The organism is Paenisporosarcina sp. TG20 (assembly GCF_000286315.1).
In the GTDB taxonomy this organism is placed as follows: domain Bacteria; phylum Bacillota; class Bacilli; order Bacillales_A; family Planococcaceae; genus Paenisporosarcina.
In genome coordinates this window covers 1-25,895 of the sequence record NZ_ALJG01000363.1, presented here as the reverse complement: position 1 = coordinate 25,895, position 25,895 = coordinate 1, and the positions used below count along the sequence as shown (strand labels likewise).

Sequence of the window (25,895 nt, the reverse complement as noted above, 5' to 3'; positions counted from 1 at the left end):
TGAAAGGATTACGGTGATACATATGAAATATTTTAAATTAATGAGTAGTATAAGTATATTAACATTAGTGTTAGTGGCATGTGGGGAAGAAGAAACAAAAGCTCCTGCTACAACACCTGAACCACAAAAAGTTGAGGAAGAAGTAGTGAAGGAAGAAGTGAAAGAAGAAGTAATTGTTGAACCAAATAGTGAAAAAGAGACAGATTTAGAAACGATTGAAACATTATATGAGTTAAATCAAGCAAATTGGTCATTCAAGCCAATTTCAGACGCACCATCAGAAGTTGTACTTTTAACAATCGATGATGCCCCAGACAAACGCTCGTTAGAAATGGCGAAAACATTAAAAGCATTAAATGCACCAGCAATCTTTTTCGTAAATGGTCACTTTTTAGACACGGATGAAGAAAAAGCTGTTTTAAAAGAGATTCATGATATGGGCTTTGCAATTGGTAATCATACACAAACGCATGCCAATCTAAAGCAACTGACTGAAGAAGAGCAACGGGCAGAAATCATGAATTTAAATGAGACAATCGTAGAGATAATTGGTGAAAAACCTAAATTCTACCGTGCACCATTTGGAGTGAATACAGATTTCAGTAAAGCACTAGTGCAAGAACAAGGGATGTTGTTAATGAATTGGACTTATGGCTATGACTGGGAAGCCGAATACCAAGATGCTGTAGCATTGACGGATATTATGGTAAATAGTATTTACTTAACACCTGGTGCAAACTTATTAATGCATGATCGTGTCTGGACTGCTGCCGCATTAAAAGGAATTGTAGAGGGTCTTCGAAAAAAGGGATATGAAATGATTGATCCAGCTACAATTCAAGGCGTAACAGAGTAATCGCGGAATTAATTGAAAGATTGCGGGAATAAAAGAAAAAATAGCGGAATTCCAGGGAAATTGCAAATATAATTCAAAAATCGCAAATATAATTCCGAATCACAACATCGGCAATAAAAAAGGCTGAGCATGTCCCGCGAAAGGGATGCTCAGCTTTTTAATTAATTAATAAAATGCTTTATGTTCTTTGATAACTCGGATTAACTTTAATTCATCGTCTTCAGGTCCTTGAACCGGTAATCCCGCTTCGATGTTCATGTGGATATACGCGATATTATCTGCAGTAATGATTTCACCGGGAATGAAAATTGGAATTCCTGGTGGATATACCATGATAAATTCAGCTGAAATACGTCCAACGGAATCAACAAAAGGAACAACTTCTGTCGTCGCATAAAACGCATCGCGTGGTGTCATGGCTAATAGTGGAATATCCGGCATCGTTACAAAAGGTTCAACAATCGCAGCATCTGAATCGAATGCTAGTGCCATACGGGTAAGTGCGTTTACTAGTAAGTTTAATTCTTTTTTCGAGTCTGCAATTGTTACGATACATAAAATATTATATAAATCAGACAATTCCACTTCTATATTGGCTTTTTCACGCAACCATTCTTCTGCTTGATGACCTGTGATGCCTAAATCTTTTACGCTAATTAGTAACTTAGTTGGATCGATATCAAACGTTGCAGACGTGCGTAAAATTTCGTTCCCAACACAACGCAAATGAGGTATTTGATTAATCCGTTTACGTGAACTATTTGCTAAATGAATCGTAGTTGTCAACAATTCATGTCCGTTAATAGCTAATTGGCGTCTTGCAGTATCCAAAGAGGCTAAAATTGGATACGATGTGGAAGTAGTCGTTAACATAGATAATATCGATTGAACGCGCTTAGATGAAACTAAGCCTTCCCGTACATTTAAAACGGAACTCTGAGTCATAGAACCACCAAGTTTATGAACAGAGGTTGCGGCCATATCAGCTCCAGCAGACATAGCAGAAACCGGTAATGACTCGTGGAAATGAATGTGAACCCCGTGTGCTTCATCTACTAATACTGGGATATTACGACTATGTGAAATATCAACAATACGTTTTAAATCTGCAGCAATGCCAAAATAGGTTGGGTTAATAACCAGAACAGCTTTAGCATCAGGATGGGCTTCAAGCGCCTTTTCAACAGATTCTGCGGATATTCCGTGTGAAATACCTAATTCCGGATCAACTTCTGGGTGAATAAAGACTGGGATTGCGCCAGCAAATACAATCGCTGACATAATAGATTTATGAACATTACGTGGAACTAAAATTTTATCATTAGGTCCACATACACTTAAAATCATTGTCATAATAGCACCGCTTGTCCCTTGGACTGAGAAAAAAGTAAAATCAGCTCCAAAAGCTTCCGCAGCTAGTTCTTGAGCTTTTTTAATAGCTCCTTTTGGCGAATGTAAATCATCTAGTGGAGAAATATTTATTAAGTCAATGGAGAGAATGTTATCGCCCACGAATTTCCGAAACTCAGGATCCATCCCACTACCTTTCTTATGACCTGGAATATGAAATTGAATAGGATTTCGATTGCTATGTTTTAGCAAGACATCAAATAAAGGGGTTTCTAATTGTGACAAAGATTATACCGCCTCAACTTTCTATTTATATAAGTGATTAACTTAATCTAGTTATTGTATCCCATTAATCGTTGATTTTTTTCCTTTCAAACATTTAGAAAAAAATTATGCATTTAGTTTAACGTACAAACTTTGAACATATAAATAAAATGAAAAACAAGTGAATTATAGCATTTTGAATAATAAAATACCATTAATATAAAAGGATTTTCTACAATTGAGTCGAATATAGTCGTATAGAAGATAGGGGGAATTTATGATGAACTGGAAAACACGCATAACGGAATTATTAGATATTAAATATCCTATTATCCAAGGGGGACTTGCATATCTAGCGTATGCTGATTTAGCAGCAGCAGTCTCGAATGCTGGAGGACTGGGACAAATTACTGCTATGAGTTTGGCATCACCGGATGAGTTGAGAAACGAAATAATAAGAGTACGTTCTTTAACTGATAAACCATTCGGGGTGAACTTTGCAATCGGTGAGCAAGGAAGAGCATTTTCTCATATGCTCCAAGTAGCAATTGATGAGAAAGTAGATGTTGTATCCATGACTGGCGGAAATCCAACGCCGATATTTGACCAACTTAAAGGAACGAATATAAAGAAACTGGTTTTAGTTGCTGCTACCCGACAAGCACAAAAGGCGGAAGAACTTGGTGCTGATGCAGTAATGGTTGTAGGGCAAGAAGGAGGAGGACACCTAGGACGTGATGATGTTGGCACGATGGTCCTTGTACCGAGAGTGGTCGATGCAGTGTCAATTCCAGTTATCGCTTCAGGAGGTATTGGTGATGGTAGGGGGTTAATGGCTGCACTTGCATTAGGGGCAGAAGGTGTGGAGATGGGTACCAGATTTATTGCTACAAAAGAGTGTGTACATGCTTCTGAATTATATAAGCAAACGCTAATCAAAAGTTCTGAAACTGGTACAACTGTGATAAAGCGTTCAATTGGATCTCCAGCACGTGTACTTATTAACCCGTGGACAGAAAAAATTCTTGCAATTGAGAAAGAAACTCCTACATATGAAGCGTTAAAATCGTACATAAGTGGAGAAGCTAATAAGCAATATATATACGAAGGACAAAATGAACTTGGTTTTGGCTGGGCAGGACAAGTGACAGGATTAATTGAAGATGTGCCATCAGTAGAAGAATTATTTTCTAGAATGATATCACAAGCTCAAACAATCAGCGTAAGATGGAACTAAAGAAAGGGTGATTCAAAAATGAGTTTTTCTTATCCATTTTCAAAAGATTGGTCCACGGCTGAAATAGTTGATGTTGTCCAATTTTTCGAAGTAATTGAAAACGCTTATGAAAAAGGTGTAAAACGTGAAGAGTTAATGGTAAAATATCGACGTTTTAAAGAGATTGTACCTTCAATGGCAGAAGAAAAATCATACTTTAGAGATTTCGAAAAAGAAAGTGGATATATATGTTATCCAATCATTAAGAAAATGAAAGAGACAACAGCCGGTGCTATTATTAAAGGAGCAAGGAATTAATCCTTGCTCCTTTAAGTTTAGTTTTTATTAACCACAATATTGTAAACAGGTAATAGTGAATCGAAAGTTTCTTCAGCAAAAGCTTCAAAATCTTTCCCGGACATCTTAATAGCCTCTTCACTTGTAAGGTGTCTTCCAACTAAAAACTCTGCTTTTTTTACATCACGTAATCGGTTTAGAAGATATTCTAATTGTTCTTTATGAGCTGTTTTTAAAGGAGTTGATTCGGGAGACATATGGTCGCCTGAAATAATAAAGTCTTGTGGCAACTTTTTAAAAAGGTTCTTATTTTTTAATAATCTGTCAGCTATTTGTACTTTATCTGGCACTTCGTAAATAATCGCTAAAATTATAAATACATGTGTACCCCATAAGCCAATTTGAAAATGAGGCATTGCTTTATAACCACGCTTATAAGGTGCAAAAGCGACCCATGAGTCTTTTGGCGGATTTACCGATCGTCTTGCGTGCTTAGCAACATGAGGAAAGAATTCATCTCCGGTTTTACCCGAAAAGTAAGTTGCATATGTATGACCTAATGACTCAAATTTTGGTCGGACTTTTTCAATTAATGCTTGCATACGATGTTCTAAACCTTCTATTTCAAAAACCTCGAAATCTGTTCGTTCCCAACCATTTTGCATTTTATATCCACCTTTCACATTTCATATGTTTAGTTTAATCGAATTATGGGGAAAAATCTTGTAAAGATACTTTATGTTATTGACAAATTCAATTTCTTAACATATTGTATATAAAACATTCAGAATAGTTAAACTAAAAAGAAAAGGGGTGTAAAGCTATGAAACAAATTGTCCATATCATTCGTAAAGAAGACCTGGAAAAAAAGTTAATTCTTGGTTTGAAATTAGAGCTTGACTATGAACTAGCCTCTTTGTTTGATGCAATGCATAAGAAAAATCAAACAGAAATCGATAAGAGTAAGGGAAGACTTAGTGAAATCCATTCAGAGTTAGAGGGTTTACATGCACTATATTAAATGGGAAAGTAGTAATCATAGTTAAGTACACCTGATCGTCTAATAAGGACAATCAGGTGCTTTTTTGTTTATAATAAGGTAAATGATGTAGAAGGGGTGTTTGATCCATTGGTACTTCAAAAACTTGATAGATATGCCAAAGCGTTAATAAAGGAAGCCGGCACAAAAATTCGTCATTCATTTGCATCTGAACTTGCAATTGAATCAAAAGCTGATGCAAATGACTTGGTGACCAATATAGATAAAGAAATTGAACAATTTTTTATTAAACATATTCGAACTGATTATCCAGAACACTTGATTTTAGGAGAAGAAGGGTTTGGGGATAATCTAAGTACTTTAGATGGATATGTATGGTTGTTAGATCCAATTGACGGTACAATGAATTTTATACATCAACAAAGAAACTTTGCTATATCATTAGGCATTTACAAAGATGGTGTAGGGGTCTTAGGTTACATATATGATGTTATGCACGATGAATTGTATAGTTCACAAAAAGGAAGTGGAGCATATTTAAACGATGAACCAATTCCAGTTCTAGAACCTACAACAATTTCTGAAGCCATTATTGGATTGAATGCAAGTTGGGTTATACCAAATCCATATATCGAAAATGAAGGTCTAATAAGACTTGTAAAAGATGCTCGAGGAATACGCTCTTACGGGTCCGCAGCACTTGAACTTGCCTATGTAGCTACAGGACGAATTGATGCCTATATGTCTATGCGATTATCCCCGTGGGACATTGCTGGAGGTGCAGTAATTGCTGAAGAAGTGGGAGCAGTTGCGACTAACTTAAAAGGACAAAAGCTACAGTTTTTGGGACAAGATACGTTCCTTGTTGCACGAAAAAGTTTACATGATTCGTTATTAAGTAATTATATTTCTTTAAAATAGTGCATACTAGAAAGAGCTCTACATAAAAAAAGCAAGAAGTGGAATAATAATTCCATTTCTTGCTTTTCTCTTATTGTTATTACAATAGAGCCGACCTTTAAATTTATTCGAATGTGGAAAATTATTTTCATGGTGTACTCGTCATATATCCTCCTAGAGGTCAATGAAGCCATGTATTCGACTTGTAACCAAGACTGCCTGGTTTGATGTCTAATTTGTTTTGTTTTTAGCTTTTCGTTCGACTCAAGAGTGGTCCTTACGTTGTTTTATAATAATCCTTGGTCGCGCATTTTCTTTTTGGTTTTAAAACCAAATCCCATTACAATGAAAAGTAATAAAATGCTTGCAAAGATGCCTGGAACACTACGAAATCCAACGGAAATTCCTATTGCGAACATTGATAATAAAGCTAGTATGGAGTATAGTGCAAATATCCATTTAAAATTTTTCATGGAATGTCCTCCTAAATATTAATTGAAATCAGACAAAAGTTATAACATGTGCTATAATAACACAGTTATGGACTTGAAAAAAGAAACTCGAAAAAAGAATATGGAGTGAAACAATGACTAATTTACGCCAAGACCTTAGAAATATTGCAATTATTGCCCACGTTGACCATGGTAAAACTACTTTAGTTGACCAAATGTTAAAACAATCTGGTACTTTCCGTTCAAATGAACATGTGGACGAGCGTGCTATGGATTCAAATGATATTGAGCGCGAGCGCGGTATCACAATACTAGCTAAAAATACAGCGATCCAATATAAAGATGTGAAGATCAACATTCTTGACACTCCTGGCCATGCTGATTTTGGTGGAGAAGTAGAGCGAATAATGAAAATGGTAGACGGTGTTCTACTTATCGTTGATGCATACGAAGGCTGTATGCCACAAACACGTTTTGTTTTGAAAAAAGCCCTTGAGCAAAATTTACAACCAATTGTAGTTGTTAATAAGATTGACAGAGATTTTGCTCGTCCAGAAGAAGTAGTGGACGAAGTTCTTGAACTTTTCATTGAACTTGAAGCAAATGATGATCAATTAGAATTTCCAGTTATTTTTGCATCAGGAATAAACGGTACAGCAAGTCTTTCTTCTGACGTTGAAGATCAGGAAGAAAACATGAAAGTAATTTATGATGCAATTATCGAAAAAATCCCGGCTCCTGTAGATAATAAAGAAGAGCCATTGCAGTTCCAAGTAGCTCTTTTAGATTATAACGATTACGTTGGACGTATCGGAATTGGCCGCGTTTTCCGTGGAACAATGGAATTAGGACAACAAGTTTCATTAATGAAATTAGACGGTAAAGTGAAAAACTTCCGTGTTACTAAAATGTTTGGATTTATGGGTCTAAAACGTATAGAAATTCAAACAGCGCATGCTGGTGATTTAATTGCGGTTTCTGGGATGGAAGACATCAACGTTGGTGAGACAGTTTGTCCAATTGAACATCCTGATGCATTGCCAATCTTACGTATTGATGAGCCTACACTCCAAATGACTTTCCTTGTTAACAACAGTCCATTCGCTGGACGAGAAGGGAAATTTGTAACATCTCGTAAAATTGATGAGCGTCTACAAGCTCAACTTGAAACAGATGTGTCACTACGTGTAGATCCTACAGATTCTCCTGACGCTTGGGTTGTATCCGGTCGTGGAGAACTACATTTGTCTATTTTGATTGAAAACATGCGTCGTGAAGGTTTTGAAATACAAGTATCTAAACCAGAAGTTATTGTTCGCACAATCGATGGTGTTCGTTGTGAGCCTGTTGAACGTGTTCAAGTGGATGTACCTGAAGAACATGTTGGTTCAATAATTGAATCAATGGGTGATCGTAAAGGTGAAATGTTGGATATGGTTAATAATGGTTCGGGGCAAGTCCGTTTAGTATTTATGGTGCCTGCTCGTGGCTTAATCGGATATTCAACTGACTTTATGACATTAACACGTGGATACGGTATCATAAACCACACATTCGATAGCTACCAACCTATGCAAAAAGGTCGTGTAGGAGGACGTAGTAAGGGTGTTCTTGTTGCTATGTCAACAGGTACAGCATCTGAATACGGAATCTTAGGAATTGAAGATCGTGGTACGATTTTCGCTGAACCAGGTTCTGAAATTTATGAAGGTATGATAGTTGGAGAACACACACGTGATAATGACTTAACAGTTAATATTACGAAAATGAAGGCAGCCAACAATATCCGTTCAGCAAATAAAGAAGCAACAACAACTAGAAAAAAACCACGTATCATGACTTTAGAAGAGTCACTTGAATACTTAAATGACGATGAGTACTGTGAAATCACACCTAAATCTATTCGTTTACGTAAAAAAGTACTTGATAAAGCTGAACGTGAGCGTGTAACGAAAAAATCTAAAACAGCTGAAAATAGCTAAGTGTGTTAGAAAGGTTGAGAAATCTTGAAAGAACAGCAATTTGTCTATGACAATATGTACCCCACTGCGCGTTTTCTTTATGAATTCCTTCCGAACTACGATTTGGCAGGATATGCGTTGTATCTTGTCATCTTGTTACTCTCTGTGTTTGTTTATAAACTCGGTTTCGCAAAAAAGTTGAAGATGTCTCAAAATATGGTCATTTTTATATTTTTGATTTTAGGATGTATAGTTCTTACATTCTTGGCCATCTTTTTACCTATAGTGGAAGGTTTAATTATTGCAGCGATGATTTTGATTCTATATAAAATTCGCTTATATATTGAAAAAAAGAGAAGCGCTAGCGTAAGCTAGTGCTTCTCTTTTTTATACTGATAAGAAACTACATAAAATTAATGTGCCAAGAACACAGTGTTCTTGGTTTTTCTTATATATGGAGACTAACATGCTAAAACGGAATTTCTTCAATGCAACTCTCGTGGGGTTTCTAACTTATTTAATTAAAAAAGAAGATTTTCCAAGCTGACAACTATAATAGGGACGTCTGTTTCAGCAAGTATATGCATTTTAGTTGGAATATAATGGTTATTATTTACTGAGTGAGCGGAAAGCTGATCTGAGTAAGCGAAAAGTTCTAAGTGGATGAAAAGTATAAACTTGTTGTACATTTTTTCATCTTGACAGTTTGTCAAATTAAGTGCAACACTTGCTCCATAAAAGCCTCGTGTGCTGTTTTCCAACCAAGGCATTTTCTTGGTCGATTATTGATTAATCCCAGTGCTTTTGTGAGATCTTCTGATGAGACATAGTCAAAATTTGTTTTCTTAGGGAAGAACTCACGTAGTAATCCATTCCCATTTTCGTTACTGCCACGTTGCCAAGAAGAATACGGATCCGCAAGATAGACGTTCATTTTTAAATCAGCTTCTAATGTAGCGTAACAACTGAACTCTTTCCCACGGTCGGTCGTTGCAGTTTGAATCGCACCTTCTGGTAGTTTTGCATTTAAAATTCGTACCGCCTTTTCCATTGACTGCGCAGAGCGATCTAGGATTAAAATACCTACATACCAACGAGTCTTACGTTCAATAAAGGTTGCAACACAGCCTTTTGCTTGTCCACGTCCAGAGACTACAGTATCCAGTTCCCAATGGCCAAATGTCTCGCGTTTACGTACATCTTTTGGACGTTTTGAAATCGGGGTACCAATATTAAAACGACCTCTTGTTTCGCGTGGCTTTTGACGTTTCCCTTTTTGGCGAAGAACCGAGATTGGCACTTCTAAGAGACCTTCATCAATCCAACGATAGATGGTTTTAAAACTGAGCTGTCCTTGATACAAGCGTCCGACAATCTGTTCAGGCGACCAGGTATCCTGCAGCTTTTCTTGAACAGCCTCTTTTAACTCAGGGGTAAATTTTGACTTCGCTCCACAGTTCGATTTCCTGGCTTGATAACGTTGTTGTGCTACTTCAGCCGTACAATCAGGATATCTCTTCAGCTCTCTTGAAATCGTAGACGGATGACGATTCAAGCGTTCAGCCACTTGACGAATAGTGTAACCTAGTTCAATGTACGTTTCTATTTTTGCGCGTTCAGATATGGTAATATGTGAGTAGCTCATAATGATATCCTCCGTTTCAATGTTGTGTGGTAACTACATTTTACACGAGGTCGTTATGGGCTTCTTTTATTTTGACTTAGGTGTTGCACTTAATATTACAATTCGTCTCTTAAAAAGGAGCTGCTCGTACTGAGTAACTATTTTAAAAAATATTAGAATGTATATAAAATTGATGTGCCATGAACATAGTTTTCATGAATGCGAAGAATAATATTCTTAAACGGATTATCTTTCAGTGATAACTCTGACTAATCCGATTAATGACGAGTTTCCATACTGTAAATTGAAACTAAAGAACAATATTATATAGGCGTTTGACAGTATGGCTATAACCCATTCTTAGGCCAGGTAGTTGAAAGAACTACTCAACTTTAAAAAATGAAGAAAAGGCCGAAATAGTATCTTCGGCCGCCCCTCTATATGAAATCAGTGTCTATTCTCACATCAACCCTAAGCAAAAATACGATATTCCCATTTGTTGAAGGGACGTGTCGAACGCAAACCTGCCGCATGATTGCCTGTAAGAAAGGGAGGAGCGAAGTGTCACTTCACTCCTCTCTTGAGGTTATGGTGCAGTAGGACTGCTGTTGAACCGGCCCCGGAAACCGAAGTCGATACAGTTTGATATATCCTTTTTTTTCAACGGATGATTAAATCATTTGTCCTTTCTTAAAGGCCGGATTTACCTTGCCCGGTTTTTCTGATACTAATAATTTTCAAAAATCAGAACCAAAAAACACAGCTTACACCATTTTGGTGCAAGCTGTGTTTTTCTAGTATACTTTTTTATAAAGTATTGGTAATATACACACGTAAATTAAATGAGCTAATACCCAGTAACTTAATGCCGACCAATCATTCCATACAGGCACTTCTTTTATTGCTAGTGAGCTTAATAGAAAGTACAAGGGGAATGTTGGTAAACATATGATAAAGCTTAAAAGAAATAACTTTGGATTAGAATCACCTATATGGAATTGATGTGCAAGGTATACAAAAATAAAGGCAGTACAAATCGAAATCAGCACGTGAAAAATAAATTCGAGTGTTTCTCCCCACATGATACTACCTATAAAAGGAATAAAGTCGACATTTAGTAATAGTGTATAAACTCGAACATGAGTTAGTGATTCAATTAATTTCAATACTAAACCTAATAGAATACCGCTAAAGACACCAATGTACAAAACCTTAAATATGTTAGGAATGTTCAATTAGAATTCATCTTCGATTCTTCTGGAACTTTTGTAAAATACAAATTGTCCCGTTGCTAATCGTGCAAGTGTCTTTTTTTCAATCCGCTCATGACATGGATCACACATATATGTATGAATTGGCCGGTTACGGAGTTTTTTTGATTGAGGTGAATCATCAGGTAACTCATTGATTGCTTCACAAATAACACATTTTACACGCATTAAAATACCCCTCCTAGTCTACTCTAACTGCTGTTACATGTTTTATGGGATTGTGCAAATTAGATCCGTCTGAGAGAAGGACATAAACAGGACCATCCTCTCGTAATGGTTTACCATCCTGACTATACTTGAATATGAGAGAGTCTGCTTGTTCTAAAGGAAAAGAATACTCTTCACCGGTTGATGTTTCAATGACTACGGATGTTGCATTATCTTTAACCTCGGCATTTTTTAAAAAATGTTTTAAATAAATGCCAAATGTACCAGTCATCATTTTGGTTTTCTCATATTTCTTTTCGCTTTTTAATGTAGGTGGGAATGTCGCTCCCTCCATAATTTCACGAGACCAATGAGCTGAGATTTTTTTTGTATAATCTTCTAACTCATTTATTTCGATTTGTTGTTCAGTAAAAAAGGTTTTTAAATCAATGCGTCGATCGTCAAATATCCACACAGCAGGATCCAGTGTTATGTTAAATTTAACTTGGCCTTTGATTGGAATAATTATTTCCATTTGAATTATGCCTCCTAACAAGTTACGTATACGTATCATCTACCATTATAACTCTTTGGCAATAGGTTAAAAAGAATTAAGATTTTAAACATTGATTGTTATGATAAACTTGCAATTTTGTCACTAGAAAGATACAATTTATTAATACTATACAAGGTAATGGGGGCGTCCTCATGGATACTAAATCACAACAATCGTACCAGCAAAAAGCTGTTGAACTATTAAAAGCAGATGGAGAGAAGATAGCAAAATTAATTAAGGTCCAAATGGACAACTTAACAATGCCACAATGTCCACTCTACGAAGAGGTCTTGGATACCCAAATGTTTGGTCTATCTAAAGAAATCGATTTTGCCGTAAAATTAGGGCTTATGGAACGTCAAGAAGGAAAGTTACTTCTTTCTACACTTGAAAAAGAATTATCTTTGATGCACGATGCTTATACAGAGAAATAAGTAAAGAACTCAAACTCAATATGAGTTTGGGTTCTTTTGCTAGAAAAAGAAAAAGAGGGTTACCGAATGATTTCTTACTTAAAACGGTATAAACAAAATTTTGATTACCCACTTCTATTTACATATATTTTTTTATGTCTATTTGGATTAGTGATGATTTACAGCGCTAGCATGGTTTGGGCTGTCCAAGTTTATGGCTACGAGCCAAATCATTTTTATAAGAGACAGGTAATTAATTTATTAGTTGCTATACCAGTATTTTTAATAGCAGCCTTTATACCTTACAAACATTATCGACGGAAATCAATTATGGCAACTATGCTTTTGATGATGTTTATTCTCCTGTTTCTTGTTCATTTTAAAGGAGATGGGGTAAATGGAGCTAGAAGTTGGCTTTCTTTTAGTTCTTTACGTTTGCAACCCTCAGAGATAGCAAAAGTAATATTAATTTTGTATTTAGCCAGTGTTTTTACAAACAAAAAATTAAAAGGCAATCTAAATTCTCTTAATGAATCAATTGCGCCACCTATAACAATTATAGTCATTGTATTTTTCTCGGTCTTATTCGAAGTAGATATGGGTAATGCTTCTATTATTCTATTCGTATCTGTTGCAGTTTTAGCAGCTAGCGGCATATACTTTAAAACATTTGCAAAGTTATTTAGCATCATTTTCGGATTAATTGTTCTATGTTCACCGATTCTATATCTAGTTAGAGATAAATTAATAACACCAAAACGGGTAGAACGTTTAGAGGCGTACTTAAATCCATTTCAGTATGCACAAGAAGCTGGATATCAAGTTGTAAACGGATACTTGGCAATTGGGGCAGGGGGGTTAAAAGGACTTGGGTTGGGTCAATCAATTCAAAAACAAGGGTATTTACCTGAACCTCAAACCGACTTCATAATGGCAATTATAGCTGAAGAGTTAGGGGTATTCGGCACATTAGTGGTTATTGGTGGACTTGGATTCATCGTTTTACGAGCTTTTACAATTGCTCTGAACACTGATGACACCCAAGCCCGTATGATTGCCACTGGTGTTGGAAGTCTTATTGGATTTCAAACATTTATAAACTTAGGTGGACTTTTGGGTATAATACCCTTAACAGGTGTCACACTCCCTTTTATTAGTTATGGCGGAACATCCATCGTTTTGTTATCTTTAGCTATGGGGATTTTGTTGAATGTGTCCATGTTTGTCAAATATGAAAAAACACGAAGCTAAGGGGGAATTTTAATTATGAAAACAATTGAAAAGATATTAGTAGCTAACCGTGGAGAAATTGCTATACGTATTTTCCGGGCTTGTACTGAATTGCAATTGCGTACGGTGTCAATTTATTCAAGGGAAGACAGTGGTTCGTTTCATAGATACAAAGCAGATGAATCGTATTTAGTAGGTGACGGACTGAAGCCCATTGATGCCTATTTAGACATTGAGGGCATTTTAAGAATCGCAAAAGATAGTAAAGCAGACGCAATTCACCCGGGTTACGGTTTTTTGTCTGAAAATTCAGAGTTCGCTAGACGTTGTGAAGAAGAAGGAATAATATTTATTGGACCAACTTCTGAACATCTAAATATGTTTGGAGATAAAGTTAAAGCCCGAAAGCAGGCAATATTAGCAGGAATTCCTGTAATTCCAGGAAGCGATGGGCCAGTTAATACTGTTCAAGAAGTAAAGGAATTTGGAGATAAAAACGGCTATCCGTTAATGATTAAAGCCTCTTTAGGTGGTGGTGGTCGCGGTATGCGAGTTGTTCTTACACCGGATGACTTGGAATCAGCCTACGAACGTGCAAAATCAGAAGCTAAAGCCGCTTTTGGATCTGATGAAGTTTATGTTGAAAAACTTGTGGCTAAGCCTAAGCATATTGAAGTTCAAATATTAGGAGACAAGCATGGCAATTTAGTACATTTATATGAACGTGATTGTTCGATTCAACGAAGACATCAAAAAGTCGTAGAAATTGCTCCTTCTAACTCCTTATCACAAGACTTAAGAGATCGTATTTGCGAGGCCGCAATTCAATTAATGAACAATGTCAAATATATAAATGCTGGAACAGTAGAATTTTTAGTATCAGATGATTCCTTTTACTTTATTGAAGTAAATCCGCGAATCCAAGTCGAACATACTATTACAGAAATGATTACAGGAATTGATATTGTTCATTCTCAAATTCATATTGCAGATGGATCATCTCTTTATGAAGAGGAAATTGGAATGCCAGCTCAAGAAGATATTCCATTGTTTGGCTACGCCATTCAAGCTCGTGTAACCACAGAAGACCCTTTGAATCAGTTTATGCCGGATACAGGAAAATTAATGGTTTACCGCTCTGGTGGTGGGTTTGGTGTTCGTTTAGATGCAGGTAATGGCTATCAAGGTGCTGTTATAACACCTTATTACGATTCTTTGCTGGTTAAAGTATCGACATGGGGTAAAACATTTAAAGAAGCCGCAGCAAAAATGGATCGAAACTTACAAGAATTTCGGATACGTGGTATTAAAACGAACATTCCTTTCCTGGAAAACGTTGTCAAACACCAAAATTTTATTACAGGTAACTTTAATACTAGCTTTATTGATTCAACACCAGAATTATTCTTATTTCCAACACGAAAAGACCGGGGAACAAAACTATTAAACTATATTGGGAACGTAACAGTGAACGGTTTCCCTGGTATAGAAAAAGAAACAAAGCCATTATTTGCGGTACCAAGAAAACCACAAATTGATTTATTAATTCCTCCTACACCTGGTACAAAACAAATTCTTGAGGAACGGGGAGTAGATGGACTTGTTCAGTGGATTCATGAACAGAAAGATGTATTGATAACTGACACAACTTTCCGAGATGCACATCAGTCTTTACTTGCAACACGCGTTCGTTCAAATGATATGTATGAAATTGCTGAGCAGTCAGCCAGAGGTATGCATGATGCATTTTCATTTGAAATGTGGGGCGGAGCAACATTTGACGTTGCGTATAGATTCTTAAAAGAAAATCCATGGGATCGTTTAATAAAAATGCGCGAAATGATTCCAAATGTACTTTTACAAATGCTAGTCCGTGGAGCGAATGCTGTTGGATACAAAAACTATCCTGATAATGTCATCCGTGAATTTATAGAAAAATCAGCGGATGCGGGTGTAGATGTATTCCGTATATTTGATAGCTTAAACTGGATTAAAGGGATGGAAGTCGCAATTGATGCTACCCGTCAATCAGGTAAAATAGCTGAAGCATCCATATGTTATACGGGTGATATTTTAGATGATAATCGTGCAAAGTATACTGTCGCTTATTACAAACAAATGGCCAAAGAATTAGAATCAGCGGGTGCTCATATTTTAGCGATAAAAGATATGGCGGGTTTATTAAAACCGGAAGCTGCGTACCGCTTAATTTCTGAATTAAAAGAAACTGTCTCAATGCCGATTCATTTACACACGCATGACACGAGTGGTAATGGGATATTCTTATATGCAAGAGCAATTGATGCAGGTGTAGACATTGTGGACACAGCTCTAGGTTCTATGGCTGGCTTAACATCTCAACCAAGTGCAAATACTTTAACCTACGCATTAAAAGGCAGTAAACGAGAGGTTCGAACAGACATTAAAGAACTTGAACAGTTGTCACATTACTGGGAAGACGTGCGTAAATTTTATACAAAATTCGAGTCTGGTATGATGAGTCCGCATTCAGAAATATATGTTCACGAAATGCCTGGTGGTCAATATTCTAATTTACAACAACAAGCAAAAGCGGTAGGACTAGGTGAACGTTTTGAAGAAGTCAAAGTTATGTATTCGATTGTAAACTTAATGTTTGGTGACGTTGTAAAAGTTACTCCTTCATCCAAAGTTGTAGGAGACATGGCACTCTTTATGGTTCAAAATGATTTAACTGAAGAAACGGTGCTATCACGAGGACAAACAATTGACTTTCCGGATTCAGTAATCGAATTTTTCCAAGGATATATTGGTCAACCTTACGGAGGGTTTCCTAAGAACTTGCAAAAAGTTATCTTGAAAGATCGCATCGCTATCACGGTACGTCCAGGTGAACTGTTAGAACCAGTTGACTTTAATCAATTAAAAGAAGAGCTTTTCCAAAAGTTAAGTCGTCCAGTAAATAGTCATGAAGTACTTGCTTATGCATTGTATCCTAAAGTATTTGATGAATATTCAGAGATGGTGAAGAAGTTTGGAGATGTATCCGTCCTTGACACGCCTACATTCTTATATGGTATGAGACTAGGTGAAGAAATCGAAGTTGAGATTCAAAAAGGGAAGACGTTGTTAGTTAAAATGGTTTCAATTAGTCAACCGCAATCAGATGGTAACCGGGTGATCTATTTTGAATTAAACGGACAACCTCGAGAAATTATCATTCAAGACATGACAGTAGATGCTGACGTCACTCAAAAACCAAAAGCTGATGTTTCTAACTCAAATCATATTGGTGCCACTATGCCAGGGACAGTTTTAAAAGTTGTTATTGAAAGTGGGAGTCGTGTCAAACGGGGCGATTATTTACTAATAACAGAAGCGATGAAAATGGAAACAACTGTACAAGCACCGCATAATGGAATAGTCAAAGAAATTCATGTGGTTGCCGGATCGTCAATTGCAACAGGAGATTTATTAATTGAGATGGAATAGTTTCTTCACATATTGGTTAAAGAACCGAGCAAAGTAACGCCCGGTTCTCAAGAAAAAAACAGTTCCCCAGACTAGGGGAACTGTTTTTTACTTTTTACTTCGGAAAAGAAGTAATACCATATAACATATTAAGCCAAAGAGTAAAGCTATCAATAGAGAGTGTAATAAAGCAAAGTATAAATTAAGTTGCGTTAAGACAACTATCATTCCGGATATGACTTGTAGAGTCACAATAATAAATGCAGTTATCCATCCATAGTACAAGACCCGTTGATCTTTATATTCCTTGAATGCATGCCAAGCTATAAATGCAATCCAGATAAAAATTAATGCTGCTGCAGTTCGATGTCCCATTTGTATCCACTCGTATATATTTGATGGTAAGGAGAAGGCACCATTTCGACACATTGGCCAATCCGCACATATTAAACCTGAATCAGTGTGACGGACGAGAGCACCTGTATAAACGACTATATAGGAATAAATGGCTACACCAACTGTATGCCACTTCAACTTGGATCCAATGCGTAATTTATCCGAGTCAAATTTTCGGTCTACTTCAAAAATTAATAGCGTTAACAATAATACGGATGCAAATGAAAGTAAGGAAATTCCAAAATGAAGCGCTAATATAAAATCACCTTGTCCCCATAGAACTTGTGCTGCTCCAATGAGGGCTTGTAAAATCAAGAAAAACATTGCCATTATTGCTAAAAATTTTGTTTCTCGTATATGTCCCATTGTTTTCCAAGACCAAATCGTTAATATTAGTATAAGAAAGCCTACACTACCAGTAACGAGTCTATGAGAAAATTCAATTAACACTTCTTTAGTGATTTCATCTGGAATTAATTGCCCATTACAACCGGGCCAACTTCTGCCACAACCCATGCCACTTTCGGTTTTTGTTACAAGTGCTCCGCCAATAAGAATGAGCAACATGCCGATTGTTGCAGCAACAGCAAACCACTTTAAGTATTTACTTTGTTGCATTAATGACACCCACTTTGTTTATACTGAACGCAAAATAACAATCCTGCTTGTTTGATAATAGCTAAGAAATAAGGAAAATACAATGTATAGTACATAATCTTAAACGTATTTTCACAAATTGTTCATAAAATATCCCCATTCCATTCACAAACGTTTAATAGAAATGCTTTATTATAGATATGTAGGATAGTGTTTAACTCAAGACCGCTATTGATTTTATCGAATTCCCACTTAGATATAGAAAAAAGATAAGTTTTTCGATATAGTAAAGGGAGCGGAATATGCTTACAACTAAGAAAGGGGGATTTTCATGTCGAACAGTCGAGTAATAACTGCAAATGACGATGATGATGGTGTTACTGAAAAAGTATCATTTTCTAAGGATTTTCTTGCATTAATTAAGATTGGAATAGTAAACTCAAACCTAGTGACAGCTTTTACAGGTTTATGGTTAGCATTTCAATTTACAGATCGTCATTTTCTAGATGAATTAGACCTAATGATGTATACACTTTTTGGTGCTGCATTAATCATTGCTGGTTCAGCTGCCATGAATAACTACATCGACCGTGATATTGATCCGTTTATGACTAGAACAAAATCAAGACCGACTGTTACAGGCAGGTTTAAACCTAAGGCAGTATTGGCACTTGCCCTAACTTTTATAGTTGTTGGTGAAATTTTGTTATTTTCAGCATCTGTTTCAGCTGGTGTATGGGGACTAGCTGGTATTATAAGCTATGTTGTTTTATACACCATGTGGTCAAAGAGAAAGCATGTTAGCAATACAATCGTCGGGAGTATTTCAGGAGCTATCCCACCAGTTATTGGATGGGCAGCAGTTGAACCAACACTTGGATGGGGTGCACTGTCACTTTTTCTAATCATGTTTGCATGGCAGCCACCACATTTTTATGCACTTGCTATGAAGCGAACGGAAGAATATCGAGCAGCAGGCATTCCAATGTTGCCGGTTATTAAAGGATTTGCACATACAAAGCGCTCAATGCTACTTTGGATATTAGTTCTTTTCCCTCTCCCATTCATGCTTATGCAACTAGGCACAGGGTTTATCATCCTTGCCACTGTGTTGAATCTTGGTTGGCTAGGAATTGCTCTAAAGGGCTTTAGTGCAAAAGATGACTTGAAATGGGCAAAAGGCATGTTTATTTATTCCCTAAATTACATGACTATTATGTTCGTTTCTATGATTATTTTCTCGATTTTCATCTAAACCGTATGAATTCTTTCTTTGATTGGAGAATTCATATAGAATAGAACCAAAGACCGATTTACACATGAATTTAATTTACGAAAGAGGGGTTGATTAAGCTATGATAAAAGGGATTAAAAAATGGCGTCTCTTTTCGCTGCTGGCTGCTCTAACAGTCTTTTTATCTGGATGTGGTGAAGAATATATATCGACACTTACTCCTGCAGGACAAGTCGCTAGTGATCAATTGGATTTAATGTATCTTTCAACAGGAATCATGGTTTTAGTAATTATCGTGGTAATGATAGTTTATATTCTCACAATTGTTAAGTTCCGTCGTTCTAAAGTTGGCGAAAATATGATGCCGAAGCAAGTAGAAGGAAGCCACACACTTGAACTTATATGGACAATTATTCCGATTGTTTTACTTTTAATTTTGACTGTTCCGACTGTGGTGGTTACATACAACTTAGCTGACGTCAGTGGTATGGACAAAAAAGACGAAGAAGGAAATGCAACAGCTGTTACGGTTAACGTAAAAGCAAATCTGTACTGGTGGGAATTTGAATATCCGGATTTAGGAATTGTAACTGCTCAAGAATTGGTGGTTCCTACGGATGAGAAAGTTTACTTTAATCTCATAGCTGCAGATGTAAAACACTCATTCTGGATTCCTGCTGTTGGCGGTAAATTAGATACTAACGTTGAAAACGTTAATACATTCTATTTAGAATTTGATAAACCTTCAAATGAACTTGAAACTGGTGTGTTTTATGGGAAATGTGCTGAACTTTGTGGTCCTTCACATGCATTAATGGACTTTAAAGTTAAATCTCTAGAACGCACTGAATTTAATGAATGGGTTACAAATATGAAAGATTCTGCCGAAGCGCAAGCACCACAAGGTGATCTAGCGTTACAAGGCCAAGAGATTTTTGCCACAAGCTGTATTGCATGTCATGCTATTTCAGGTGAAGGCTCTACTGGTGGGGTTGGTCCAAATCTTGCAACCTTTGGTGATCGTAACCGTGTAGCTGGATACATGGACTACACTGAAGACAATATAAAAAAATGGATTAATGATCCTGAAGAATACAAGCCAGGTAATTTAATGCCACAACCTGAAGATCTTAACGATGGCAAAAAGTATACAGAACAAGAGCTTTCGGCTCTGGCAGAATACTTAATGGGACTATCAGTAGAAAAATAATTTGTATTAGAATTACTAGAAGGAGGTTAAAGTTGTGAGTTTAATCGCAGAGAAAAAAAGCTTCGGTGCAGTCCTCTGGGACTATTTAACAACCGTGGATCACAAGAAGATCGCAATCCTTTACCTCATTGCCGGTGGAATATTCTTCATCATCGGTGGTATTGAAGCGATGCTTATTCGTATCCAACTTGCAGTGCCTGATAATGACTTTGTGGCTGCAGGTTTATATAATCAAATCTTAACAATGCATGGTACAACCATGATATTCCTTGCAGCCATGCCATTACTATTCGCGTTCATGAATGCAGTGGTACCACTGCAAATTGGTGCGCGTGACGTAGCATTTCCATTCTTAAACTCTTTAGGTTTCTGGATGTTCTTCTTTGGAGGAATCTTCTTGAACTTGTCATGGTTTATGGGCGGAGCTCCAGATGCTGGTTGGACGTCTTATGCGTCTTTATCAATCGCATCTCCTGGTCATGGGATTGACTTTTATGCATTAGGTTTACAGATTTCAGGTGGTGGTACATTAATCGCCGGGATTAACTTCCTAGTAACAATCATCAATATGCGTGCTCCAGGAATGACTTATATGCGTATGCCGTTATTTACCTGGTCTACATTTGTAGCATCTGCATTGGTATTATTTGCTTTCCCTCCACTTACAGTGGGTTTGTTCCTTATGATTTTTGATAGAATGTTTTCTGGGAACTTTTTTAACCATCTGTTGGGTGGTAATACAATCATCTGGGAGCATTTATTCTGGATTTTCGGGCATCCTGAAGTATATATTTTGGCTCTTCCGGCATTTGGTATATTCTCTGAAATTATACCAACATTCGCTCGGAAACGTTTATTCGGATACTCAGCCATGGTCTTTGCAACTGTATTAATCGGTTTCTTAGGTTTCATGGTTTGGGCTCACCATATGTTCACAACAGGAATGGGCGCTACAGCTAATGCTATATTTGCCGTAGCGACAATGGCAATTGCTGTTCCAACTGGTGTTAAAATCTTTAACTGGCTACTTACAATGTGGGGCGGTAATGTTAAATTTACAACTCCAATGCTATACGCGTTAGGGTTTATCCCTTCTTTCGTAGCAGGTGGTGTAACAGGCGTTATGCAAGCATCAGCACCTCTTGATTACCAATTACATGACACTTATTTCATCGTCGCTCATTTCCATTACGTTATCATTGGTGGGGTAGTATTTGGGTTATTAGCTGGTTTGCATTTTTATTGGCCATTAATGTTTAACACAATGTTGAATGAAACGCTTGGAAAGATAACTTTCTGGCTATTCTTTATTGGATTCCATGCAACATTCTTTATTCAACATTTCCTTGGATTACTTGGGATGCCACGTCGTGTGTTCACTTACGGTGCAGATCAAGGTTGGGATTTGTTTAATCTAATAAGTTCTTACGGTGCTATTTTCATGGCGGTTGCAGTAGTTGTATTAGTTGCAAATATTATTATGACCATAGCAAAAAATCAACCTGTAGGAAGAGATCCTTGGGAAGATGGTCGTACACTTGAGTGGGCAATCCCACAACCTGTTCCATTTTATAACTTTAAACAAACACCACTTGTTCGCGGTTTAGATACTTACTGGATTGAAAAACAAGAAGGTAACAAAGAAGGAATGACTTATGCAGAACCAGTAATGGATATCCACATGCCAAATAATTCAATTATTCCTTTTATTATGGCTTTTGGTTTATTCGTAGGTGCATTTGGTGCTTTATTCAACGGAGAGAAAGCTTGGGCAGTTCCAGTATTAATTCTAGGATTACTCATAACATTTATATCAATGGGCGCACGTTCTCTAAAAGATGATCTTGGTTACCATATTCACAAAGAAGATTTATTGAATGACAAAGGGGGAAAACACTAATGGACTTAAATTCTAAGTATACCCCACAGTCTTGGCCGGAACATCCAGAACAAGCAACACTTGAAGGCAAGAATAAGTTTGTTGGCTTTTGGCTTTTCTTAGGTGGAGAAACAGTGTTGTTCGCAAGTCTATTTGCAACTTACTTGGCTCTGAAAAATAAAGGACCTAGTGGAATGGAGTTCACTACTCAAGGTTTGTTTGAATTACCATTAGTATTTATCATGACCATGTTACTATTAACATCTTCTCTAACTAGCGTATATGCAATGTATCATATGAGAAACTATAATTTTAAAGCTATGCAAGCATGGTTAATGATTACAGTTTTACTTGGTGCGGCATTCTTAGGATTTGAAATTTATGAATTTAACCATTACGTACATCTTGGATTTACGTATGATCAAAGTGCTTTCAGTACGGCGTTCTTTACTTTAGTAGGAACACATGGATTGCATGTATTGATTGGTTTAGGATGGATTATTCTTCTGATGATTAGAAACGCTAAACGTGGATTGAATCTCTATAATGCTCCTAAGTATTATGTAGCATCACTATACTGGCACTTTATCGATGTAGTTTGGGTATTTATCTTTACTGTAGTCTACTTGATGGGAGCGTTGGAATAATGGCAAATAATGCTGATACTCATGTTAAAAATCGTACTGAATATGAATATAGCCGACGCCGCTCAGCAGATGAAATGCGTGGTCAAGTTACGACGTTTGCGATAATGATTTTCTTAACATTAATTGCGTTTTCAGCAGTCTATGCTGGTTTTTCTGCATATTATGTTGCCCCAATAATTTTATTATTAGCAGTTGTACAAGTCGTTTTACAATTGTATTATTTTATGCATATGAGCCAAAAAGGCCATGAGACGGCATCTATGTTTTTATATACGGGCGTGCTTATTGCGTTTATTACCGTATTAACATTTTTAACTATTATTTGGTGGTAATAAATTAAATTTAAACAAGCAAGGAAATTACTTTTCCTTGCTTGTTTTTATATTGTCCTTTATTTGTTCATAGTTCGTTCATTGATGTTCCTGTCTTTGAGCCTTATAATAGGGGTACTGATACAAAAAAGGGAGTGATATTCTATGCCTTTCAATATATTTGGATTTCAAGCCTTATGGAGTCCGTTATTCATTCTTTTTTCTATTTTGATCATCGCTTTATATCTTTACATTACAACCCAAAGTAAATATATAGTTGAAGGAAGTCAGCCAGTAAGTAAGAAAGAAATTAGTGCTTTTGTTATTGCGATTGTATTGCTGTATATTGTAAAAGGATCGCCAATAGATTTAATAGGGCATATACTGTTTTCAGTTCATATGACTCAAATGGCAATATTGTTAATGTTAGTACCCCCGTTATTAATTACTGGAATTCCAAATTGGATTTGGCGTAAAGTGATTGAAAATAAATTTGTTAAACCCTTGTTTCGTTTTTTCACAAAACCATTATTATCATTGATTGTTTTTAGTGGTTTGTTTTCGTTTTATCATATTCCTGTTATTTTTGATGTTGTTAAGCAAAACGAATTATATCATATTTTATTTACACTACTTTTGTTCATATCCTCTATTTTCTTATGGTGGCCAATTATTAATAAATTAGAAGGCGAACATCAAGTTCATGGTCTAAGTAAAATTGGATATATCATTGGGAGTGCGATTTTGATAACCCCTGCATGTGCTTTGATTATATTTGCTGATCAGCCAATGTACTCAACATATACTAGCGGGGAAGCATGGTTAAAAGCAATGGAGTTATGTGTTCCTGCATCGACATTAGCAAATCTATCCCTATCAGGTCCAGAATTATTTACAAACATGCCAGTTCTAGAAGATCAGCAATTGGGTGGAGTTGTTATGAAAATTATTCAAGAAGTAATTTATGGAGTAATCTTGGCGATGGTTTTCTTTCAGTGGTATCAATCTGAACAAGACAACGCAGAAGATATTACCAATAAAGCACTTAGTGATCGTCAAACTTATATTGCAAATAAATAATCATAATTTATACTTGTGAGTGTTAGGAGAAAATTAAATGAATTTACCATTCTTACCAACTATTAGTACCTTCTTCATTGTCTTAAGTGCTGTTCTGGTTGCTATTGGTTGGACATTGATAAAGCAAAGGAAAATAGAAGCTCATAAAAAAATGATGTTTGCAGCTGCAATTGCAGCATTAACATTCTTCATTTTATACGCGTCAAGAACAATATTCATTGGAAACACTGCTTTTGGTGGACCTGACGAATATAAAATATATTACACAGTATTCTTAGTTTTTCATATTATATTAGCTACAACGGGTGCTGTTTTTGGTCTAGTTACAATTTGGGCTGGGTATAAGAATAATCTAAAAAGACATCGTAAGCTCGGACCAATCACGAGTATCATTTGGTTCTGCACAGCCATTACAGGAGTTGCTGTGTACTCACTTCTCTATGTAATTTACCAGGGTGGAGAAACTACATCAGTATTTAAAGCTATTTTAGGATTATGACCTAAATTAAACTCTCTTTTTCGAAATAAGAAGTTGAGATTCTTAAAGTAATTCTTCTTGGTATATACTATAAAAGAGGACTGTCCCAAAAGTGAAAACTTTTAGGGCAGTCCTCTTTTAACGATATAAGATCTATATGTTTTTTCGAGTTAGTACCTTGAATTTGTATTTGTAGTTGCTATGTCTAGCTCCAAAACCTAGCCACGGGTCCCTTGGGTGGGCGTTATCTTTCCTTTCGTACCCTTTGAACTCAGGCGAAACGCCCTTTCATCCTTCCAGTAAGGGCGTCGCGCTAGAAGACGCTTCGCACTTTTCTTATATTGATTTTCTAAATCCAGTGATTTCCGTTATAACGCACTTTCATGTTTCGAAGCTAGTATCGATGCAGAAACATGCGGACGCTTTCCTCGGATGATCTGTGAGCCTCCTCAGGGCAACAGGATGGTGAATACGAAGGTGTTGCCTAGCCGAAAGTGACGTTCTAACCTTCGTGCCATTGTGCGTCCTCCTGGGGGGCTCAATTGTGCACGCTATAGTCCCGTATAAAGCACAGTTTGCTTAAAGAAATTACCCAACCTTAAAAAATGAAGAAAAAGGCCGAAATAGTATCTTCGGCCGCAACTTTCCATAAGATCAGTGTCTATTTCTCGTCAACCTAAATTAAAATGCGATATGCCCATTGGCTGATGGGATGCGTTGGCCGCAAACCCTCCGTAAGAGTGTCTGAAAAAAAGAGATGAGCGAAGTGAAACTTCGCCCATCTCTTTTTTTCTTGTGATTACAGTGCAGTGGGTTTGCCGTACAAAACGATTCGGAAACCAAAGTTGAGAAAGGTTGAAGGCGAAGTCCTATTAGAATAAAGGCTTGGGTACTCTCATTTTATAAAATATGATGACTTTTTATATGTATTTTCATTGATTTTTTGATTTTTAAAAGGTGCCGCCCACGGAAAGCGTCCGCCTGTAACGGAAACCACTAGACTTAAATAGAAGGCTATCTTATAAAGGACCGGGCCAACTTTGCCCGGTTTTTGTTACAAGATAAGAAAGTATATG

The 25,895-nt window shown here is 36.6% G+C and carries 25 protein-coding genes; 17 read left to right on the top strand and 8 right to left on the bottom strand.

Translation table 11 applies throughout. From position 1 onward, the window contains the following. The first annotated feature begins 22 nt into the window (after positions 1-22). Positions 23-856, top strand: coding sequence for a polysaccharide deacetylase family protein (locus B371_RS0119940; protein WP_019416094.1), 834 nt, complete (start codon positions 23-25; stop codon positions 854-856). A 165-nt stretch (positions 857-1,021) separates the two neighbouring features. Here B371_RS0119940 and B371_RS0119935 read toward each other — a convergent pair whose 3' ends face one another. Further along, entirely contained in the window at positions 1,022-2,491 is a 1,470-nt protein-coding gene (locus B371_RS0119935; RefSeq protein ID WP_019416093.1) for an aminotransferase class I/II-fold pyridoxal phosphate-dependent enzyme, read from the bottom strand. 259 nt (positions 2,492-2,750) lie between these two features. Between B371_RS0119935 and B371_RS0119930 the strand changes: the two genes are divergently transcribed. Further along, positions 2,751-3,707, top strand: a complete 957-nt coding sequence (locus B371_RS0119930) for a nitronate monooxygenase family protein (RefSeq protein WP_019416092.1) — start codon at positions 2,751-2,753, stop codon at positions 3,705-3,707. A gap of 18 nt (positions 3,708-3,725) precedes the next feature. Beyond that, the gene (locus B371_RS0119925) at positions 3,726-4,004 is read left to right on the top strand and encodes a UPF0223 family protein (protein WP_019416091.1); all 279 of its coding nucleotides are present in this window, start codon (positions 3,726-3,728) and stop codon (positions 4,002-4,004) included. A gap of 17 nt (positions 4,005-4,021) precedes the next feature. On the opposite strand, the gene B371_RS0119920 is transcribed toward B371_RS0119925, so the two are convergent. Further along, positions 4,022-4,648, bottom strand: coding sequence for a YktB family protein (locus tag B371_RS0119920; RefSeq protein WP_019416090.1), 627 nt, complete (start codon positions 4,646-4,648; stop codon positions 4,022-4,024). A gap of 158 nt (positions 4,649-4,806) precedes the next feature. Between B371_RS0119920 and B371_RS0119915 the strand changes: the two genes are divergently transcribed. Both B371_RS0119915 and B371_RS0119910 read left to right on the top strand, forming a co-directional pair. Then, a complete protein-coding gene (locus tag B371_RS0119915) occupies positions 4,807-5,004 on the top strand; it encodes a hypothetical protein (RefSeq protein ID WP_019416089.1) in 198 nt (65 codons plus the stop codon). A gap of 108 nt (positions 5,005-5,112) precedes the next feature. After that, positions 5,113-5,904: an inositol monophosphatase family protein gene (locus tag B371_RS0119910; RefSeq protein WP_019416088.1), complete on the top strand. Its 792-nt coding sequence runs from the start codon at positions 5,113-5,115 to the stop codon at positions 5,902-5,904. A 266-nt stretch (positions 5,905-6,170) separates the two neighbouring features. Here B371_RS0119910 and B371_RS0119900 read toward each other — a convergent pair whose 3' ends face one another. After that, the gene (locus B371_RS0119900; protein WP_019416087.1) at positions 6,171-6,356 is read right to left on the bottom strand and encodes a YlaF family protein; all 186 of its coding nucleotides are present in this window, start codon (positions 6,354-6,356) and stop codon (positions 6,171-6,173) included. A gap of 113 nt (positions 6,357-6,469) precedes the next feature. On the opposite strand from B371_RS0119900, the gene typA reads away from it, so the two are divergent. Together typA and B371_RS0119890 are read left to right on the top strand one after the other, a co-directional pair. Then, complete coding sequence (typA, locus tag B371_RS0119895) at positions 6,470-8,317, top strand: translational GTPase TypA (RefSeq protein ID WP_019416086.1); 1,848 nt, start codon at positions 6,470-6,472, stop codon at positions 8,315-8,317. A 24-nt stretch (positions 8,318-8,341) separates the two neighbouring features. Continuing rightward, on the top strand, positions 8,342-8,671 hold the full coding sequence (locus B371_RS0119890) for a YlaH-like family protein (RefSeq protein WP_019416085.1): 330 nt from the start codon (positions 8,342-8,344) through the stop codon (positions 8,669-8,671). A 334-nt stretch (positions 8,672-9,005) separates the two neighbouring features. On the opposite strand, the gene B371_RS0119885 is transcribed toward B371_RS0119890, so the two are convergent. From B371_RS0119885 to B371_RS0119870, 4 genes are all read right to left on the bottom strand, one after another. Further along, the gene (locus tag B371_RS0119885) at positions 9,006-9,941 is read right to left on the bottom strand and encodes an IS30 family transposase (RefSeq protein ID WP_019416084.1); all 936 of its coding nucleotides are present in this window, start codon (positions 9,939-9,941) and stop codon (positions 9,006-9,008) included. Positions 9,942-10,714: 773 nt separating this feature from the next. Further along, positions 10,715-11,155: a hypothetical protein gene (locus B371_RS0119880; RefSeq protein WP_019416083.1), complete on the bottom strand. Its 441-nt coding sequence runs from the start codon at positions 11,153-11,155 to the stop codon at positions 10,715-10,717. Further along, positions 11,156-11,359 carry a YlaI family protein gene (locus tag B371_RS0119875; RefSeq protein WP_019416082.1) on the bottom strand — a complete coding sequence of 68 codons (204 nt, stop codon included), beginning with the start codon at positions 11,357-11,359 and terminating at the stop codon, positions 11,156-11,158. A 13-nt stretch (positions 11,360-11,372) separates the two neighbouring features. Continuing rightward, positions 11,373-11,873, bottom strand: coding sequence for a hypothetical protein (locus B371_RS0119870; RefSeq protein WP_019416081.1), 501 nt, complete (start codon positions 11,871-11,873; stop codon positions 11,373-11,375). Between the two features lie 173 nt (positions 11,874-12,046). Between B371_RS0119870 and B371_RS0119865 the strand changes: the two genes are divergently transcribed. The 3 genes from B371_RS0119865 (at position 12,047) to pyc (ending at position 17,008) form a co-directional block, all read left to right on the top strand. After that, a complete protein-coding gene (locus B371_RS0119865; protein WP_019416080.1) occupies positions 12,047-12,328 on the top strand; it encodes a YlaN family protein in 282 nt (93 codons plus the stop codon). Positions 12,329-12,394: 66 nt separating this feature from the next. After that, positions 12,395-13,558, top strand: coding sequence for an FtsW/RodA/SpoVE family cell cycle protein (locus B371_RS0119860; protein WP_019416079.1), 1,164 nt, complete (start codon positions 12,395-12,397; stop codon positions 13,556-13,558). Between the two features lie 15 nt (positions 13,559-13,573). Then, positions 13,574-17,008 carry a pyruvate carboxylase gene (gene pyc, locus B371_RS0119855; RefSeq protein WP_019416078.1) on the top strand — a complete coding sequence of 1,145 codons (3,435 nt, stop codon included), beginning with the start codon at positions 13,574-13,576 and terminating at the stop codon, positions 17,006-17,008. A gap of 87 nt (positions 17,009-17,095) precedes the next feature. On the opposite strand, the gene B371_RS0119850 is transcribed toward pyc, so the two are convergent. Further along, entirely contained in the window at positions 17,096-18,001 is a 906-nt protein-coding gene (locus tag B371_RS0119850) for a heme A synthase (protein ID WP_019416077.1), read from the bottom strand. A 310-nt stretch (positions 18,002-18,311) separates the two neighbouring features. Between B371_RS0119850 and cyoE the strand changes: the two genes are divergently transcribed. The 7 genes from cyoE (at position 18,312) to B371_RS0119815 (ending at position 24,840) form a co-directional block, all read left to right on the top strand. Then, positions 18,312-19,235, top strand: coding sequence for a heme o synthase (gene cyoE, locus B371_RS0119845; RefSeq protein ID WP_019416076.1), 924 nt, complete (start codon positions 18,312-18,314; stop codon positions 19,233-19,235). A gap of 100 nt (positions 19,236-19,335) precedes the next feature. Continuing rightward, positions 19,336-20,424: a cytochrome c oxidase subunit II gene (coxB, locus tag B371_RS0119840; RefSeq protein WP_019416075.1), complete on the top strand. Its 1,089-nt coding sequence runs from the start codon at positions 19,336-19,338 to the stop codon at positions 20,422-20,424. Positions 20,425-20,458: 34 nt separating this feature from the next. Further along, on the top strand, positions 20,459-22,324 hold the full coding sequence (ctaD, locus tag B371_RS0119835; RefSeq protein ID WP_019416074.1) for a cytochrome c oxidase subunit I: 1,866 nt from the start codon (positions 20,459-20,461) through the stop codon (positions 22,322-22,324). Then, complete coding sequence (locus tag B371_RS0119830) at positions 22,324-22,950, top strand: cytochrome (ubi)quinol oxidase subunit III (RefSeq protein ID WP_019416073.1); 627 nt, start codon at positions 22,324-22,326, stop codon at positions 22,948-22,950. The genes ctaD and B371_RS0119830 overlap by 1 nt, the downstream gene beginning before the upstream one ends. After that, complete coding sequence (gene ctaF / locus B371_RS0119825) at positions 22,950-23,282, top strand: cytochrome c oxidase subunit IVB (RefSeq protein WP_019416072.1); 333 nt, start codon at positions 22,950-22,952, stop codon at positions 23,280-23,282. Before B371_RS0119830 ends, ctaF begins: the two co-directional genes overlap by 1 nt. A gap of 144 nt (positions 23,283-23,426) precedes the next feature. After that, complete coding sequence (ctaG, locus tag B371_RS0119820) at positions 23,427-24,341, top strand: cytochrome c oxidase assembly factor CtaG (protein WP_019416071.1); 915 nt, start codon at positions 23,427-23,429, stop codon at positions 24,339-24,341. A gap of 37 nt (positions 24,342-24,378) precedes the next feature. Continuing rightward, positions 24,379-24,840, top strand: coding sequence for a DUF420 domain-containing protein (locus B371_RS0119815; protein ID WP_019416070.1), 462 nt, complete (start codon positions 24,379-24,381; stop codon positions 24,838-24,840). Positions 24,841-25,895 lie beyond the last annotated feature (1,055 nt).

Coding starts and splice junctions, on each gene's coding strand:
- B371_RS0119930 (WP_019416092.1), top strand. CDS start 2,751: ATGAACTGGAAAACACGCATAACGGAATTATTAGATATTAAATATCCT.
- B371_RS0119850 (WP_019416077.1), bottom strand. CDS start 18,001: ATGCAACAAAGTAAATACTTAAAGTGGTTTGCTGTTGCTGCAACAATC.
- coxB (WP_019416075.1), top strand. CDS start 19,336: ATGATAAAAGGGATTAAAAAATGGCGTCTCTTTTCGCTGCTGGCTGCT.
- B371_RS0119860 (WP_019416079.1), top strand. CDS start 12,395: ATGATTTCTTACTTAAAACGGTATAAACAAAATTTTGATTACCCACTT.
- B371_RS0119815 (WP_019416070.1), top strand. CDS start 24,379: ATGAATTTACCATTCTTACCAACTATTAGTACCTTCTTCATTGTCTTA.
- B371_RS0119940 (WP_019416094.1), top strand. CDS start 23: ATGAAATATTTTAAATTAATGAGTAGTATAAGTATATTAACATTAGTG.
- ctaF (WP_019416072.1), top strand. CDS start 22,950: ATGGCAAATAATGCTGATACTCATGTTAAAAATCGTACTGAATATGAA.
- B371_RS0119870 (WP_019416081.1), bottom strand. CDS start 11,873: ATGGAAATAATTATTCCAATCAAAGGCCAAGTTAAATTTAACATAACA.
- cyoE (WP_019416076.1), top strand. CDS start 18,312: ATGTCGAACAGTCGAGTAATAACTGCAAATGACGATGATGATGGTGTT.
- B371_RS0119915 (WP_019416089.1), top strand. CDS start 4,807: ATGAAACAAATTGTCCATATCATTCGTAAAGAAGACCTGGAAAAAAAG.
- B371_RS0119900 (WP_019416087.1), bottom strand. CDS start 6,356: ATGAAAAATTTTAAATGGATATTTGCACTATACTCCATACTAGCTTTA.
- B371_RS0119885 (WP_019416084.1), bottom strand. CDS start 9,941: ATGAGCTACTCACATATTACCATATCTGAACGCGCAAAAATAGAAACG.
- ctaG (WP_019416071.1), top strand. CDS start 23,427: ATGCCTTTCAATATATTTGGATTTCAAGCCTTATGGAGTCCGTTATTC.
- B371_RS0119830 (WP_019416073.1), top strand. CDS start 22,324: ATGGACTTAAATTCTAAGTATACCCCACAGTCTTGGCCGGAACATCCA.
- pyc (WP_019416078.1), top strand. CDS start 13,574: ATGAAAACAATTGAAAAGATATTAGTAGCTAACCGTGGAGAAATTGCT.
- B371_RS0119920 (WP_019416090.1), bottom strand. CDS start 4,648: ATGCAAAATGGTTGGGAACGAACAGATTTCGAGGTTTTTGAAATAGAA.
- B371_RS0119865 (WP_019416080.1), top strand. CDS start 12,047: ATGGATACTAAATCACAACAATCGTACCAGCAAAAAGCTGTTGAACTA.
- typA (WP_019416086.1), top strand. CDS start 6,470: ATGACTAATTTACGCCAAGACCTTAGAAATATTGCAATTATTGCCCAC.
- B371_RS0119925 (WP_019416091.1), top strand. CDS start 3,726: ATGAGTTTTTCTTATCCATTTTCAAAAGATTGGTCCACGGCTGAAATA.
- B371_RS0119875 (WP_019416082.1), bottom strand. CDS start 11,359: ATGCGTGTAAAATGTGTTATTTGTGAAGCAATCAATGAGTTACCTGAT.